The 15,133-nt window shown below is 68.9% G+C and carries 17 protein-coding genes; 8 read left to right on the top strand and 9 right to left on the bottom strand.

What is annotated here, in order from left to right; genetic code table 11:
• Positions 1 to 186: 186 nt before the first annotated feature.
• From msrQ to ACLFOB_RS10045, 4 genes are all read right to left on the bottom strand, one after another.
• The gene (gene msrQ, locus ACLFOB_RS10060; RefSeq protein WP_410925997.1) at positions 187 to 792 is read right to left on the bottom strand and encodes a protein-methionine-sulfoxide reductase heme-binding subunit MsrQ; all 606 of its coding nucleotides are present in this window, start codon (positions 790 to 792) and stop codon (positions 187 to 189) included.
• Positions 792 to 1,694, bottom strand: a complete 903-nt coding sequence (msrP, locus tag ACLFOB_RS10055; RefSeq protein WP_410925996.1) for a protein-methionine-sulfoxide reductase catalytic subunit MsrP — start codon at positions 1,692 to 1,694, stop codon at positions 792 to 794. The genes msrQ and msrP overlap by 1 nt, the downstream gene beginning before the upstream one ends.
• 160 nt (positions 1,695 to 1,854) lie before the next feature.
• Complete coding sequence (locus tag ACLFOB_RS10050; RefSeq protein WP_410925995.1) at positions 1,855 to 2,238, bottom strand: HIT domain-containing protein; 384 nt, start codon at positions 2,236 to 2,238, stop codon at positions 1,855 to 1,857.
• A gap of 11 nt (positions 2,239 to 2,249) precedes the next feature.
• Positions 2,250 to 3,827, bottom strand: a complete 1,578-nt coding sequence (locus ACLFOB_RS10045) for a DUF5928 domain-containing protein (protein ID WP_410925994.1) — start codon at positions 3,825 to 3,827, stop codon at positions 2,250 to 2,252.
• A gap of 190 nt (positions 3,828 to 4,017) precedes the next feature.
• Between ACLFOB_RS10045 and ACLFOB_RS10040 the strand changes: the two genes are divergently transcribed.
• Positions 4,018 to 4,836 carry a sulfotransferase family protein gene (locus tag ACLFOB_RS10040; protein ID WP_410925993.1) on the top strand — a complete coding sequence of 273 codons (819 nt, stop codon included), beginning with the start codon at positions 4,018 to 4,020 and terminating at the stop codon, positions 4,834 to 4,836.
• Positions 4,837 to 5,114: 278 nt separating this feature from the next.
• A complete protein-coding gene (locus ACLFOB_RS10035) occupies positions 5,115 to 5,900 on the top strand; it encodes a phosphate ABC transporter ATP-binding protein (protein ID WP_410918402.1) in 786 nt (261 codons plus the stop codon).
• An 80-nt stretch (positions 5,901 to 5,980) separates the two neighbouring features.
• Here ACLFOB_RS10035 and ACLFOB_RS10030 read toward each other — a convergent pair whose 3' ends face one another.
• On the bottom strand, positions 5,981 to 6,436 hold the full coding sequence (locus tag ACLFOB_RS10030; RefSeq protein WP_410918401.1) for a GAF domain-containing protein: 456 nt from the start codon (positions 6,434 to 6,436) through the stop codon (positions 5,981 to 5,983).
• 20 nt (positions 6,437 to 6,456) lie between these two features.
• Complete coding sequence (locus ACLFOB_RS10025) at positions 6,457 to 7,659, bottom strand: TIGR03862 family flavoprotein (RefSeq protein ID WP_410925992.1); 1,203 nt, start codon at positions 7,657 to 7,659, stop codon at positions 6,457 to 6,459.
• A 41-nt stretch (positions 7,660 to 7,700) separates the two neighbouring features.
• Between ACLFOB_RS10025 and ACLFOB_RS10020 the strand changes: the two genes are divergently transcribed.
• Complete coding sequence (locus ACLFOB_RS10020) at positions 7,701 to 7,997, top strand: HNH endonuclease (protein ID WP_410925991.1); 297 nt, start codon at positions 7,701 to 7,703, stop codon at positions 7,995 to 7,997.
• A 57-nt stretch (positions 7,998 to 8,054) separates the two neighbouring features.
• On the opposite strand, the gene ACLFOB_RS10015 is transcribed toward ACLFOB_RS10020, so the two are convergent.
• The 3 genes from ACLFOB_RS10015 to ACLFOB_RS10005 are packed head-to-tail and all read right to left on the bottom strand — an operon-like array spanning position 8,055 to position 9,665.
• Complete coding sequence (locus ACLFOB_RS10015) at positions 8,055 to 8,258, bottom strand: hypothetical protein (protein WP_410925990.1); 204 nt, start codon at positions 8,256 to 8,258, stop codon at positions 8,055 to 8,057.
• 43 nt (positions 8,259 to 8,301) lie between these two features.
• Positions 8,302 to 8,916: an enoyl-CoA hydratase/isomerase family protein gene (locus ACLFOB_RS10010; RefSeq protein WP_410925989.1), complete on the bottom strand. Its 615-nt coding sequence runs from the start codon at positions 8,914 to 8,916 to the stop codon at positions 8,302 to 8,304.
• Positions 8,913 to 9,665, bottom strand: coding sequence for an SDR family oxidoreductase (locus ACLFOB_RS10005; protein WP_410925988.1), 753 nt, complete (start codon positions 9,663 to 9,665; stop codon positions 8,913 to 8,915). Before ACLFOB_RS10005 ends, ACLFOB_RS10010 begins: the two co-directional genes overlap by 4 nt.
• 128 nt (positions 9,666 to 9,793) lie before the next feature.
• On the opposite strand from ACLFOB_RS10005, the gene ACLFOB_RS10000 reads away from it, so the two are divergent.
• The 5 genes from ACLFOB_RS10000 to ACLFOB_RS09980 all read left to right on the top strand — a co-directional run bounded on the left by ACLFOB_RS10000 (position 9,794) and on the right by ACLFOB_RS09980 (position 15,080).
• Positions 9,794 to 11,317, top strand: a complete 1,524-nt coding sequence (locus ACLFOB_RS10000) for a DUF2125 domain-containing protein (protein ID WP_410925987.1) — start codon at positions 9,794 to 9,796, stop codon at positions 11,315 to 11,317.
• A gap of 94 nt (positions 11,318 to 11,411) precedes the next feature.
• Positions 11,412 to 12,761, top strand: a complete 1,350-nt coding sequence (locus tag ACLFOB_RS09995) for a TldD/PmbA family protein (protein ID WP_410925986.1) — start codon at positions 11,412 to 11,414, stop codon at positions 12,759 to 12,761.
• Complete coding sequence (locus ACLFOB_RS09990; protein WP_410915639.1) at positions 12,748 to 13,533, top strand: inositol monophosphatase family protein; 786 nt, start codon at positions 12,748 to 12,750, stop codon at positions 13,531 to 13,533. The genes ACLFOB_RS09995 and ACLFOB_RS09990 overlap by 14 nt, the downstream gene beginning before the upstream one ends.
• Before the next feature lie 30 nt (positions 13,534 to 13,563).
• Positions 13,564 to 14,352, top strand: coding sequence for an exodeoxyribonuclease III (locus ACLFOB_RS09985; RefSeq protein ID WP_410925985.1), 789 nt, complete (start codon positions 13,564 to 13,566; stop codon positions 14,350 to 14,352).
• A gap of 47 nt (positions 14,353 to 14,399) precedes the next feature.
• On the top strand, positions 14,400 to 15,080 hold the full coding sequence (locus tag ACLFOB_RS09980; RefSeq protein ID WP_410925984.1) for a hypothetical protein: 681 nt from the start codon (positions 14,400 to 14,402) through the stop codon (positions 15,078 to 15,080).
• Positions 15,081 to 15,133 lie beyond the last annotated feature (53 nt).

The following is a 15,133-nucleotide window of genomic DNA, read 5'->3' as shown; positions in this document are numbered from 1 at the left end:
CAACCGCGCCAATCCCTCAGCGCCGCCGGTGAAGCGCTATCTACGGAGAGCGGACGGCTCCCGCAAGTGGAAAATGCGCAGCGTCGCGGATTTTTTGCGTGCGCCCGGACACGCCCCGGCGTCACCCCACGCGCGCGGTCAGCATCTTGCGTGCGGGAGCCCGCGCAGGGCAATTTCCTGTCGCGCTCAGGCCGCCTGCCGCCGCGGCAGACGCAGCCGCAGGGCCAGCAGGCCCAGAATCGCCGCCAGATAGAGCAGCGGCTCCAGCTGGACCCCCCTGGCCAGCATAACGTAGTGCACGGCGCCCAGAATCGCCGCCGGATAGGCCAGGCGGTGCAGCCGCCGCCAGCCGGCCGCCCCCAGGCGGCGCACCGACCAGTCGTTCGAGGTGATGGCGAGCGGAAGGAGCAGCAGAAAGCCGGCCATGCCGACCGTGATGTAGGGTCGCTTGACGATGTCCTCCCACACCCGCGACAGCGTCTGCACGTCCAGCAGCAGCCAGACCGCAAGGTGCAGGGCGACATAAGCGAAGGCCAGAAGCCCCAGCGCCCGGCGAAAGCGGATCAGGTTCACGCCCAGGTGCCGGCGCAGCGGCGTCACCGCGAGCGAAGCGATCAGGATCTGCAGCGCAAGCTCGCCCAGCCGGTGCTCCAGCGCCTCCACGGGCTCCACCCCGAGCCCGCCGGTCGCCGCCTGCCAGACGAGCCAGGGAACAGGCGCAAGCCCCGCCACCCAGACCGCCCAGACCGGCACCCGGCGGGTCGCCCCGTTGATCGCGGTGGCGAGCGGCATCAAAAGAAGCGGGTCAGGTCCATGCCGGCGTAGAGATCGCCCACCTCGTCGGCGTAGCCGTTGAACATCAGCGTGGGCTCGCGCCGCGCGAAAATGCCCGCGCCGATCCGCCTTTCGGTCGCCTGGCTCCAGCGGGGATGGTCCACCTCGGGGTTCACGTTGGAATAGAAGCCGTATTCGCGCGGGTTGGCCTTGTTCCAGCTGGTCGGCGGCTCCTCTGCCGTGAGCGTGATCCGCACCACGGACTTGATCGACTTGAAGCCGTATTTCCATGGCACCACCAGCCGCAGCGGCGCGCCGTTCTGGTTGGGCAGGTCGCGGCCGTAGAGGCCGGTCGCCATGATCGTCAGCGGATGCATCGCCTCGTCAAGGCGCAGCCCCTCGACATAGGGCCAGTCCAGCACCGGGAAACGCACGCCCGGCATCTCGTCGCGGTTCAGATGGGTCTCGAAGGCGACATAGCGCGCATCGTTCTGCACCCCCGCCATCTGCAGCAGGTCGGCCAGTTCGAAGCCGTTCCAGGGCACCACGCGCGACCAGGCCTCGACACAGCGGAAGCGATAGATGCGCTCCTCGATGGTCATGCGCGACAGGATATCCTCCAGCGCGTAGTCGGCGGGCCGGTCCACCAGCCCGTCGATCCGTACCGACCAGGGCGACACCGTCATCGCGCCCGCATGTTGCGCCGGATCCGCCTTGTCGGTGCCGAACTCGTAGAAGTTGTTGTAGGTGGTGATCTCTTCCCAGGTGTTGGGCTCCAGCCCCTCGGCGGCGCCTGCACGCCCGGCAAGACCGGCCAGGGCAAGCCCCCCTGCCCCCGCCATCAGCCCGCGCCGCGTCAGCCAGGCACCCTCGGGCGTGACGTCCCGCTCCGACAGATCGTTCTTCCACCGATGGGCCATGTGTCCGTCCTCTGACAATACGGGACAGACTTAGGGGCCTCGACGGCGCCGCCAAGACACAGGCCGTCACGTCTGCGTGGCGGATGGCCCAAGCCCATCTTCCAAACAGGAATCCCCCGTCCGAGCCACGCCCCGCTGGCACGGTCCCGCGCGTCGCCGCTCAGTCGCGTCGAAGGATCATCGGCCCCAGGCGACCGCCGGCGAAGACGTGGACGTGCAGATGCGGCACCTCCTGGTTGGCATCGCGCCCCGCGTTCGACAACAGGCGATATCCCGCACCCTCGGCCCCCGGCGTCACGCCAAGCTTGCGGCAGACCTCGCCCAGGGTGCGGGTGAAATCGACGATCTCGGCATCGGTGGCCTCGGCCGCGAAGTGATCGTGATTGACGTAAGGCCCCTTCGGGATGACCAGCACATGCACCGGCGCCTGCGGGTTGATGTCCTCGAAGGCCAGGCTGTGCTCGGTCTCCATCACCGTCCTGTTCGGGATCTCCCCGCGCAGGATCTTTGCGAACACGTTCTGATCGTCGTAGCTGTAGCCCATCCGTCGCTCCCTCAGTCGGCGAAAAGGTGGTCGGTCCGCGCGATCTCTAGCGCCTTGTCGGGAGCCAGGCCAAGGAATTCGGCCAGTGGCTGCGCGTTGGTCTCGGGCGGATCGGTCTCGCGCAGGCGCAGGTGGTTCTCGAAGGCCGCGTCGCGGATTCTGTCGCTTTCGAAGGCCATCTCGTTGCGGATCGTGGGCAGCAGGCGCGCGAGCGTCTCGGGCGGCGTGCGCTCCCCCGCCAGGCCCACGCGCATCGCATGTCCCACCAGATAGGCGTCGGAGAACCGGCACTCCACCTCCAGCAGCCGCGTGACGGAGCGGTCGCCACAGAAGTCCTGCAGCAGGTCCAGGTTCGCCGGATCGAGGCAGATCACCAGCCGGTCGGCCTCGAAATGCTCGAAGAGCATCCGGAGCAACGCGCGGCGGTGCCGGTGACGCTTGCCCATGGTGGCCTCGATGCCGCCGAGATCCGGGAGTTGCGTCGCCTCTTCGTTGAACAGGTATTCGACGCAGGGGATGTTGGTCATCTGGCGGATGCGGTCCACGAGCCGCTTCGCGACATGCCATTTCTTGCAGACCACGATCAGCAACTCGCGCTCGCGCCCGAGCGAGCCCTCGGTTTCCCAGAACCGCGGGGCGAAGCGGCGGCCGATCCGCCCGCGCTGCGTGAGAAAGCGGTAGAGGCTGCGGCCCTCGTTCGAGATCGGGAACTCGGTGCCCTGCGAGGCGTAGAGCAGGCCCAGCCGGCGGGTCAGCTCGGTCGCCTCCGGGCTGATCTTGCGGGCGAAGAGCGCGTCCTGGCTCAGCAGCAGGTCGTAGTGATCGTTGTAGAAGGTCACCGGCATCCCGTAGTCCGAGAACATCAGCAAGGTCAGCGTGCGGTTCTCGATCTCGGTTTCGGGGATGAGGTGGCGCACCAGCGTCTGAAAGAATGTCTCGTCCGGGATCCAGGTGGTGCGGAAGAAGCGCACCACGTCGGGCCGCCGCACGACGAAATCGAGGATCGCCTCGATCGTGCGCCGGCGCAGGCACCACCACTGGCTGCCGATCATGACCTGCAGGTCCCCGGGGATGCGGCGACTGAGCCCCAGGCGCTTCTGCCATTCGAGCGCGGCGTAGAACAGCGCCTTGCGCCTGCGCTCGTTGAAGACGTGGCGATAGATGAGGCGCTCTTCCCTCAGCCCGGTCTTGATCCAGTCCGAGGCGAAGAAATCGTGACTCTCGATGTAGTCGCGGTCGGCCGCGTCGAGAAAGGCGTGGGCGTATTCGGCCGACTTGATCGCCATGCAGTCGCCCGAGAGCATGTAGAAATGCGTGGCCTGCGGAAACGCCTCCTCGGCCGCGCGCACCGCCTCCAGCGTGGCGGCGACAAGCGACCATTCTCCCCAGCCGCACTTCACCCGGCGGCGCGCGAAGGTCACGTTGAGGTTGCCGTCGAGCGCCGCCCTGATGCGGTGATAATCCTCTGACCGCGATCGGGCGTCGAAGTGGATCGCCATGAAGTCGCCGACCGCGGTCAGGCGCTGGGCCTGCTTCACGACGGCCTCGGGATCCTTGTGGCAAAGCAGTATGAAGGCGATCCTTGCCATGCCGTGCGCGATCCGCTTCCCCGCCTGTCCGGTCCCTTCTCTGCCTGCCTCGCATGAACGGGCGCCGAAGAAACCACCTTTCCATGCTGTTTACCCTCGGAATATAACAACACCAAGGGCAATGGGCCGGCGCAGGCAACGCAAGGCCGACGAGGCAGACGGCGAATCAGGACAGAGGCAGGACAGCCCGATGGGGTTTCCCGGCACATGGATGACCGAGAGCGAAAGCGTGGTCTACCGCGTGGTGCCGAAATGCGCCTGCTCGACCATCGGCCAGATCCTGCACTACTCGGACCATGGCCGCTTCTACGACGGCGACATCCATGACGCGACCGAGGGCCTGCACAAATGGGCGCTGGAGGAGAGCCAGCCGCGGATTGCCGCCAACGTGAAGACCCACAGCGCCTATGCCTTCACCTGCGTGCGCAATCCCTACACGCGCATCCTGTCGTCCTTCTTCGACAAGATCTGCGGCATCCAGCGCAACGGCAAGCGCTACCGCGGCAACCTGGTGCCGCTGCTGATCCAGAAATACGGCATCGAGGTCGGCGGCGAGGACGGCAGCCGGGAGTTCGACCAGATCCGCAGCTTCCGCCGCTTCCTGCTCTTCGCGCGGGACACGATCCGCTGGAAACGCCCGATGGAACCCGACATCCACTGGTCCGCGGTCTCCGGCCACGTCTCGACCTTCATCGTCAACGGCGGGCGCTACGACCACATCTTCTGGACCGAGAGGTTCGACGAGGGGATGCAGTCCGTGCTCGACGCGATCGACACGCCGCATCCCGTGGATCTGGCGCGCGTGCCCCGCTTCAACGAGAGCGAGGGGCACGGGCCCAAGCGCCTGCACCCGGTCGAGGACTATTTCGACGACCTGTCGATGCACCTCGTCTACGAGATCTACCACCGCGATTTCGAACTCTTCAAATACGACTTCGAGAATCCGGCCAACAAGATGCCGGTGGGCGAGATCGACCTCGACGAGGTGCACAAGAAGCTGGGCGACTGACGCGGTTCAGCCCGGTGGCGGGCAGGGCGGCCAGCCCGCGCAGCACCATGCGGCGGTTGAGGGCGGCTGTCGGCCGGAGCATCGGCATCTCCTGTCCGCTCCGCGGTTTTTCCTGCCCGCGGCGCACGACGCGCCAGCCGTCGGTCATGTGAATTTTTTGTGAAATCTGCGGCGGTTTGATCTGGATCGAAAACGGGCGCTGCGTGCCTCACGCACACTTGGCGCGCAACAGGCTGAAGGAGGCCGTGATGTTCGACGAAAGGGAAGACCGCCAAACCATGCCGGAGCCCCGCGACAACGCCGCCCCGGTGATGCAGATCGAGGACCTGAACCTGTGGTACGGCGACGGCACGCACGCTCTGCGCGACGTGAGCTTCGACCTCTACCCGCGCGAATGCCTCGCCTTCATCGGGCCATCGGGCTGCGGCAAGTCCACCGCGCTGAAGGTGCTCAACCGGATGCACGAGGGTCAGACGAACGTGCGCGTCACGGGCCGCGTGACGATGCAGGGCCATGATATCCATGCGCACGACGTCGATCCGCCGCTGCACCGCCGCCGTTTCGGCTGGGTCGCGCAGAAGCCGAACCCCTTTCCCATGTCGATCTGGGACAACGTGGCCTACGGGCCGCGCATCCACGGCCTGGCCCGGACCCGCGCCGAGCTGGACGTCGTGGTCGAGGACTGCCTGCGCCGCGCCCATCTGTGGGACGAGGTGAAGGATCACCTGCACGACATGGAGGGGACCGACCTGTCGGGCGGACAGCAGCAGCGGCTCTGCATCGCGCGGGCGCTCTCGACCGACCCGGAGGTGCTCCTGATGGACGAGCCCACCGGCTCGATCGACCCGATCGCCACGGCCGCCGTGGAAAGGCTGGTGATGGAACTCAAGCGCCGGCTGTCGGTGGTGCTGGTGACACATTCGATGATGCAGGCGCGGCGGGTGGCCGACCGCGTGGCCTATTTCCACCTCGGCGAACTGCGCGAGATCGGACCCACGGAGCTGATCTTCACCGCCGCCCGCGATCCGCTGGCGCGGGCCTTTATCAGGGGCAAGTTCGGCTGAGGCGGCGGCCCCTCGTCGGTCCCTGGCGGTCCCTCCTCGCCGGGCGTCGCGAGGACCGACCGGCGGGAGGGACGAGCGCCTCAGAGCCGCCCGAACACGTCCGCAAGGATCGCGCCCAGCCCCGCCGCATCACCGGGGCCGAAGGCGGCGCGCGCATCGCTGTCGATGTCGAGCACGCCGATCAGGCGGCCGGCGCCGTCGCGCACCGGCAGCACGATCTCCGACCGGGTCGAGGCGGAACAGGCGATGTGCCCGGGAAAGGCCTCCACGTCGTCCACGATCTGCACCTCACCCGTCCGCGCCGCCGCGCCGCAGACGCCGCGCGCGAAGGGGATCGTCAGGCAGCCGTGCCCGCCCTGATAGGGGCCGATCTTGAGCACCTCTGGCGCGGTCACGCGGTAGAAGCCGGTCCAGTCGAAGCGCGCGTCTGCATGGTGCAACTCGCACGCCACGGTCGCCATCAGCGCGACGGCGTCGGTCTCTCCCTCGGTCAGCGCCGCGATCCGGCGGCGCAACTCGGCGTAATCGGCGCGCATGGCGGGTCTCCTTCGCGGTCTCAGGTGCCCTCTGCTCCGGCGGAGTGCAAGTGCGCCGCCGCCGCCCGGCCGGCCCACCGCCCTGTGGCAAGGCAGGCGGTCAGCAGGTAGCCCCCGGTGGGCGCCTCCCAGTCCAGCATCTCTCCGGCGGCGAAGATACCCGGCAGGGCGCGCAGCTCCAGCCCCTTTGTCAGCCCTGACCAGCGCACGCCGCCAGCGGTCGAGATCGCCTCGTCCATCGGGCGCAGGCCGGCGTGAAGGACCGGCAACGCCTTGACCAGCCGCGCCAGCGCCTTCGGGTCGTCCGGCAGGGGGCGGGCGAACTCGTTGAGCAGCGCCAGCCGCGCGGGGTCGAGGCGCAGCGCCCGGCGCAGATGGTTTGCGCGCGACAGCCTGCCCCGCGGGCGGGCCAGCCGGTCGGCCACCGTTTCGCCATCCAGATCGGGAACGAGGTCGAGCGTCAGCGGCGCACCGTTCCGCAGCGCCGGTGTCAGGGGATAGAGCCCGCCGCCTTCCAGCCCCCTGGCGGAGATCACCGCCTCGCCGCGCACGCGCCTTTTCCCGGCCATCAGCGCCAGTGGCTTCACCGGCGCGCCGAAGTGCCGCGCCATGTGCGCCGACCAGTCCACCGAAAGCGCCGCGTTCGACGGCGCGAAGGGGGCGAGCGGCACGCCGCGCTCCGCCAGCCACGGCGCCCAGGCACCGTCGGAGCCCAGCCGCGCCCAGCTTGCCCCGCCCAGCGCGAGCACCGCGACCCCCGGCGCGAGCGATCTTTCTCCTTCTGGCGTGGCAAAGCGCAGCGCCTCGCCCGCCCACCCCTGCCAGCGCCAGCGGGTGCGAAACTCCACCCCCTGATCCGCCAGCCGCGACAGCCACGCGCGCAGGAGCGGCGAGGCCTTCATCGCCTTTGGAAAGACGCGGCCCGACGATCCGGTGAAGAGCGGCTGGCCCAGCCCCTCGGCCCATGCACAGACCTCCCGCGGTCCGAAGGCCGCGAGCATCGGGCGCAACGACGCGGTAGCAGCGCCATAGGCGTCGCAGAAGGCCCCGAACGCCTCCTCCTTGGTCAGGTTCAGCCCGGACTTGCCCGCCATCAGCAGCTTGCGCGCGACGGAGGGCTTCGCCTCGGCCACGACGACCCGGGCGCCTGCGCGCGCCAGCTCTTCCGCCGCCATCAGTCCCGCGGGGCCTGCGCCCACCACCAGCGCCTCGGGCCGCTCCATGCCTCTTGCCTCCCTCCCGGACTGCGCCATCCTCGCATCCGATGACCGACGACCCGACCTGCCCGCTCTGCGGCCGCCCGATTCCGCCCGGCGCGCCGCAAAGCCTGCATCACCTGATCCCGAAGCTGAAGGGCGGCAAGGGCGGGCCCACGGTGCTGATGCACCAGATCTGCCACAACGAGATCCACGCCACGCTGACCGAGGCCGAGCTTGCGCGCAGCTTCAGCACGCCCGAAGCGCTGCGCGCCCATCCCCGCCTTGCGAAGTTCGCCGCCTGGGTGGCAAAGCGCCCGCCCGCGTTCCACTCCCGTTCGCCGGGCCCGCGGCGGAAGCGTTAGGCGCCGGCGGCCACCGGCACGACCGGATGCGTCAGCGCCTGATCCACCGTCTGCACGTCACCGAAAGTGCCCGCGAAGCCTGCCCGCGCCGCGCGCAGCCCCGTCGGCGCAGCGGTCGATCGCCAGCACGATCCCGTGCGCGGCGGGCATCCCGAGCGGCAAGCCGGGGCAGGTGAAGAATTCCTGCGTTTCGATCACCACGAGCGCGGTGCGCGCGGCATCGAGCCGGTCGAAGATCACCGGGCGGCCCTGCCAGGCCACCACCCGGTCGATCGCCCATTGCAGGAGGGGTGCGTCTCCTCCCTCAGCGGCAGAGCGCCTTGATGGCGCGGGCGTGTTCGGGCGTGGCGCACAGCGTGTCCCCGGCCAGGGCGCGCGCCGCGTCCATCAGCGCCTCGGGCGGCACGATGCGGTCGATCAGGCCCCAGGCCAGCGCCTCTTCGGCCTCGATCTTCGCGCCGCCCATCAGCAGCAGCTTCGCCCGCGCCGGCCCCACCAGCGCGGCGAGCCGGCCGGGGTCCGAGGGCTGCGGCAGGAAACCCAGCTTCATCACCGGATAGAAGAACTTCGCCCCCGGCACCGCCAGCCGCAGGTCGCAGGCCAGCGCCATGCCCATCGCGCCACCCGCAAGCGTGCCGTTGAGCGCGGCAATGGAAAGGCCCGGAAAAGCGGCGATGGCGCCCGACAGCCGCTCCCACACGGGCGAGGTGGCAAGTCCGGCGCGCGCGGCCTCAAGGTCCGCTCCGGCCGAAAATACGCGACCCTCCCCGGTCAGGATCAGCGCCTGCGCGCCGTCGGCTGCCGCGCCCTCTGCCCAGTCGGCGAGGTCCTGCAGCATTTCCAGCGTCAGCGAGTTGGCCTTGTCCGGGCGGTCGATCACGGCGGTCGCGAGCCCGCCCTCCCGCGCGACGCGGATCATGCAAGGCCCGCCTTGCGGCGAATCTCGGGGTCGCGCAGCGAGATTTCCTGCCCCAGCCAGTCGTCGGCCTCGGGCCCGCACATCCAGACCAGCGCCTTCGCCGGCGCCTCGGGCGGGATATGGTCGGACCAGTCCAGCTGGCTCACCGGGTTGACGCCCGAGGCCTTGATGGTGCGCTGCATGTCGGTGGCCACCGTGCCGGGGCTGAGCCCCATGGCGCGGATGCCCTGCGCCCGGCCCTCCAGGTCGCAGGACCGCGTCAGCATCGCCGCCGCCGCCTTCGACGCGCAATAGGCGCTCCAGCCCTCCAGCGGGTGATGCGCGGCGCCGGAACTGACGGTCAGGATGCTGCCGCCGCCGTTCTCTGCCATGACCGGCATCGCGGCGCGCATCCCGTGAAAGACGCCCTTGAGGTTCACGTCGATGCAGCTGGCCCAGGCGTCGGGATCGGCCTCTGCCAGGCCGGCGATGGGCTCGATCACGCCGGCGTTGTTCACCAGCACGTCGAGCCGCCCGAAGGCCTGCAGGCAGGCGCGCACCGCGGCCTCGACCTCGGTGAAGCGGGCGACGTTGCAGGGCACGGCGATGGCGTTCTGCCCGATCTCGCCGGCCAGATCGGCAAGCTCTGTCCCGGAGCGCGCCAGCAGCGCCACCTGCGCCCCCGCCCCGGCAAAGGCGCGCGCCGCGGCGGCCCCGATGCCGCGGCTCGCGCCCGTGATCATCACCGCCTTGCCCGTCAGATCGGTCATCGCAGCCTCCCTCTGTCGGCATCCGTGATACGTCGCTGTCTGCCGCCGGTCCACCCCTCGGCCCTTGACCTTGGAAAGCGGCTGTGGGGATGCTGAGACAGGACCATTCCCTGCCGAAAGGATTCATCATGCGGTTTTCGTCATCCACCGCCGCGCTCGCACTCGCCGCCGGCGCCCTGGGCACCCCCGCCGCCGCAGACCTCACCGCGCAGGAGGTCTGGAACGACATGCGCAGCTACCTGTCGAGCTTCGGCTACGAGGTCACGGCGACCGACTCGATGTCGGGCGACACGCTCAGCGTGCGCGACATGACCATGCGCCTGCCGCTGCCCGAAGACGGCGGCACCGTCGCGCTGGAACTGCCGGAGATCAGTTTCACCGAGAACGAGGACGGCACGGTCAGCGTGGCCTATCCCGAGACCAGCGAGATGCGGGTCGAGGCCCGCCCGCCCGACGCCGAGGCGGTCGACATGACGCTTGCCGTCATGCACCGGGATCTGGAAGTCCTGGTGTCGGGCGACGACAGCCAGATGACCTATGATTATACAGCGTCGGAACTGGGCCTGTCGCTCGCCGAGCTTGTCGTCGAAGGCGAGAGCTTGGACAGCGACAAGGTGTCGGTCGATGTCACGGCGTCCGGGATGGCCGGCCAGTCGGTCGTCACGCCCGGCGAGCTGCGCGACCTCGAGCAAAGGGTGACGGTGGCGGAGGTCTCCTATGACGTGAACACGCCGGCGATGGAGGGCGAGCGGGGCAGCGCCGCCTTCGACGGTGCGCTGCGCGCGCTGACGTTCGAGGGAACGGCCCGGATCCCGCAGGACATGGACATGCAGGACATGTCCGCAGCCTTCGCCGCCGGTTACGCGTTTGACGGGCAGATCGGCTATACCGGCGGGAACACCGACTTCACCTTCGAGGAGGACGGGCAGACCGTCACCGGCAGCACCAGTTCGGACCGCAGCCACTTTCGTGCGGCGATGGATGCCGATCGGCTGACCTACGCAGGCTCCGGCGCGGGCACGCAGATTAACGTCGAGGGGTCGGACCTGCCCTTTCCGATTGAGGCGGCCATCGGCGAGACGGCCTTCGATTTCTCCGCGCCCGTGGGCACCACGGAAGACCCCGAGCCCTTCAACCTGCTGGTCGAATTGCGCGACTTCACGATGGGCGAGCAGATCTGGGCCATGTTCGACCCCGGCCAGATGCTGCCGCGCGAGCCCGCCAGCATCGTGATGGATATTGCGGGCATGGCGCGCGTGCTGGGCGACGTCTTCGATCCGCAGGCGATGCAGCGCATGGCAATGAACGAGGATGTGCCCGCGGAACTGCATGCGCTGGACCTTTCGCAGTTTCTGGTCAGCATGCTGGGCGCCGAACTGACCGGACAGGGCGCGTTCACCTTCGACAACAGCGACCGGGCAACCTTCGACGGGATGCCACGGCCCGAAGGCACGCTGTCGCTGCGGCTGGAAGGCGCCGAGGCGCTCCTCGACACGCTGATGCAGATGGGCCTGCTACCGCAGGAACAGGCGATGGGCGCGCGCATGATGATGGGCATGTTCGCCGTTCCAGCCGGACCCGACACGCTGGAATCGACCATCGAGATCAACGAGCAGGGTCAGGTGCTGGCCAACGGGCAGCGCATCCAGTGATGCGCTCTTCGCCGGCCCGCGCCTTGCGCGCGGCGGGCCGGCGGTCTACCTCCGCGGGGTGCCGCTGCGGCGGCGTCCCCGCAAGGAGCACCCGATGACCCCGCCCAGTCCCCAACGCCTGGCCCACGCCCTGCTGGAGGCCGCGCGCCGCGCCGGCGCGGAGGCGGCGGATGCGCTGGTCATCGCGGACCGGTCCGTGACCATCGACATCCGCGGCGGCGCGCTGGAACAGGCGGAGCGCGCGGAATCCACCGATCTGGGGCTGCGGGTACTGATCGGGCGGCGACAGGCCTGCGTCTCGGCCTCCGACCCGCGGGACGAGACGCTGGCGGCAATGGCAGAGCGCGCCGTCGCCATGGCCCGCGAGGCGCCGGACGACCCCTATGCCGGCCTCGCCGAGCCCGCGCAGCTGAGCGAGCGGCGCGATGCCGAGGGGCTGGAGCTGTCCGATCCGGCCGACGAACCCGCGCCGGAGGCGCTGCAGGACGCCGCCGCGCGCGCAGAGGCCGCGGCCCTCGCCGTCGAGGGGGTCGCCCAGGTGCAGTCGGCCTCCGCCGCCTATGGCCAGCGGGTCATGCATCTTGCCGCGACCAACGGCTTCTCCGGCGGTTACGCGCGCACCGACCACAGCCTGTCCTGCGTGGCCATCGCGGGCGAGGGGCTGAAGATGGAGCGCGACTACGACGGCGACGGGCGCATCTTCGGCGCCGACCTGCGCAGCGCCGAGGAGATCGGCGCGCGTGCCGGCCGCCGCGCGGTCGAGCGGCTGAACCCGCGCCGCCCCCGGACCGGGGCCTGGCCCGTGCTCTTCGACGAGCGCATCGCGTCCTCGCTGATCGGCCACCTGCTGTCGGCCGCCAATGGCACGGCCGTCGCGCGCGGCGCCTCCTGGCTGCGCGATGCCGAAGGCGAGGCGGTGCTGCCCGCCGAGCTTTCGCTGATCGAGGATCCGCACCGCCCGCGCGTGCAGGGCACCCGCCCCTTCGACGCAGAGGGGCTGCCGACGGCGCGCCGCGCCATCGTCCAGAACGGGACGCTCACCGGCTTCACCCTCGACCTCGCCACCGCCCGCAAGCTGGGCCGCGCGCCCACCGGCAACGCCGCGCGCGGCCTGTCCTCGCCGCCGTCGCCGTCGAACTGGAACGTGGCGCTCACCCAGTCGGACCGCTCGCAGGAGGATCTCCTGCGCGAGATGGGCACCGGGCTGCTCGTCACCTCGATGATCGGCGCCACGATCAACCCCAACACCGGCGACTATTCGCGCGGCGCCTCGGGGTTCTGGGTCGAGAACGGGCAGATCGCCTGGCCGGTCAACGAATGCACGGTGGCGGGCAACCTGCGCGAGATGCTGGCGACGATCCGGCCGGCGAACGACGCGCGGCCCTGGGTCAGCCGCGTGGTGCCCTCGCTGCTGGTCGAGGGGCTGACGATTGCCGGAGAGTGACCTTGCGCTCCTGATCCGTGCGGCGCGCGAGGCAGGCCAGGTCGCGCTGCGCTATCACGGTCCCACCGCGAAACGCTGGGACAAGCCCGACGACGCGGGGCCGGTGACGGAGGCCGACCTTGCCGTGAACGAGGCGCTGCGCGCCATCCTGCTGGGCGCGCGCCCCGACTACGGCTGGCTCTCGGAAGAGGATGCCGACACGCCGGAACGCCTGAGCCGTCCTCGCATCTTCCTGCTCGACCCGATCGACGGCACCACCGGCTTCATCGAGGGCTCGTCGAGCTGGTCGCTCTCGCTTGCCATCGTGACGGAGGGCGAGGTCACGGAAGCGGTCGTCTATCTGCCCGCCGACGACGCCAAGCTCTACGCCGCCGCCAGGGGCCAGGGCGCCACGCTGAACGGGCAGCCGATCCGCGCCGCCACACGCGTGAGCGTCGAGGGGGCAAACGTCCTTGCCACCCGCGCCGCGATGGATGCCGCGAACTGGCCCGGCGGCCTGCCGGGGTTCAAGCGGCACCACCGCCCCTCGCTGGCCTACCGGCTCGCGCTGGTGGCCGAGGGGCGCTTCGACGCGATGATCACGCACCGCGACAGCTGGGACTGGGACATCGCGGCGGGGCTGCTGATCTGCCGCGAGGCGGGCGCTGTGGTGACCGACCGGGCGGGCGACCCGCCGCGCTTCAACACCGCACATCCCAAGACGCCCGGCATCGTCGCGGGCGGGCCGGCGGTGCACGCCGCGCTGATTGCGGCAATGCGGCCGCGCGGCTAGTCTCCCGCCTCCCGCAACCGGAGCCTGCCCATGCCCTTCACCCTCGCCACCTGGAACATCAACTCCGTCCGCCTGCGCCAGGGCCTCGTCGAGCGGCTCCTGACGGAAGAGGCGCCGGACATCCTCTGCCTGCAGGAGTGCAAGAGCCCTGTGGACAAGATCCCGCGCGAGGTCTTCACCGCGCTCGGCTACCCCCACATGGTCGCGCGGGGCGAAAAGGGCTACAACGGCGTCGCGATCCTGTCGAAACTGCCGATCGAGGAGGCGGGCGCGCTCGACTTCGCGGGGCTGGGGCACGCGCGCCACGTCGCCGCGCGGCTGGAGACCGGCGTGGTCGTGCACAACTTCTACATCCCCGCGGGCGGCGACGTGCCGGACCGCGCGGCGAACGTGAAGTTCGGGCAGAAGCTCGACTACCTGACCGACCTGCGCGACTGGCTGCACGGGGAGAAGCCGGGGAAGTCCATCCTGGTGGGCGACCTGAACATCGCCCCGCTGGAAGAGGACGTCTGGGACCACAGGAAGATGGTGAAGGTCGTCAGCCACACGCCGGTGGAGATCGAGCACCTTGGCGCCGCGCAGGAGGCCGGCCGCTTCGTGGACGTCACCCGCCGCGACATCCCCCAGGGGCGGCTCTATTCCTGGTGGTCGTATCGCGCCAAGGACTGGGACGCCGCCGACCGCGGCCGCCGCCTCGACCACATCTGGGCCACCCCCGACATCGCCGGGGCGGCGCACGGCAGCCGGATATTGCGCGCCTGCCGGGGCTGGGAGAAGCCGTCCGACCACGCGCCGGTGTTCGCGGAGTTTGATTTGTAGGGGTAGGGAAAATATCCCCTCCACGCTTGATATGAAGCCGGTGGCCAATGCCTGACTATCCACTTCGACACAAAAAGAGTGAGCGAACGAGCGGCTACCTACGAGACAGAAAGTTTGCTGTTGGCTTCCTGCTTGGCGTTTTAGCCTCAATATTTTCGGCAATCCTAATCAACCAGTTCTCTCGCGATCAAGCGAGTTACGTGTCGGACAATGTTCTCGTGGCGTCCTCTCTCTTGGTAGCAGCAGGATCATTCTTCGTAGCTGCAAGATCAATGCTTGAGCAAAAGAAGTTGAGAGAGGCAGCCACTGATCCGGTTCTTATTGCGCACTTTGGACAAAGAGAAGATGCACGAGAGTTGGTTACTTTTAGGGTAACGAATGTAGGTGCGGGCGCTGCAATAGACGTTCACTTGAGCGCAGAGCCTCCGGAAGATTTGGACTTAGAAAGCCGACAACTCATGACAAATATCTTTACGAGGCACCATCCTTTTAGGATCATACCACAAGGCGAAACCGTTGAGTTCAGTTTGGCACTTGGGTGGAATATCCTGGGCAGCAACCCACTACCACCCTTCAAAGTTGACCTTCAATACCAAGACCTCAACGGCGACCAATACGAGAGCACATTCATACTCGACGTCCGTGAGATGGAAAAGCTCGGCGCCGAAAAATCGCCCTACATGCGCATGGTCAGCGCACTCGAAAAAATCGCACAGAAGAAGAAATAAAAACGGGCGCCCCACAGGGACGCCCGCTCAATCTCAGCAGCGATAAACCGACG

It is taken from the genome of Rhodosalinus sp., assembly GCF_046542825.1.
Classification (GTDB): Bacteria; Pseudomonadota; Alphaproteobacteria; order Rhodobacterales; family Rhodobacteraceae; genus Rhodosalinus.
The sequence above is the reverse complement of the archived record's forward strand: the minus strand, read 5'-3'. Positions and strand labels throughout refer to the sequence as shown.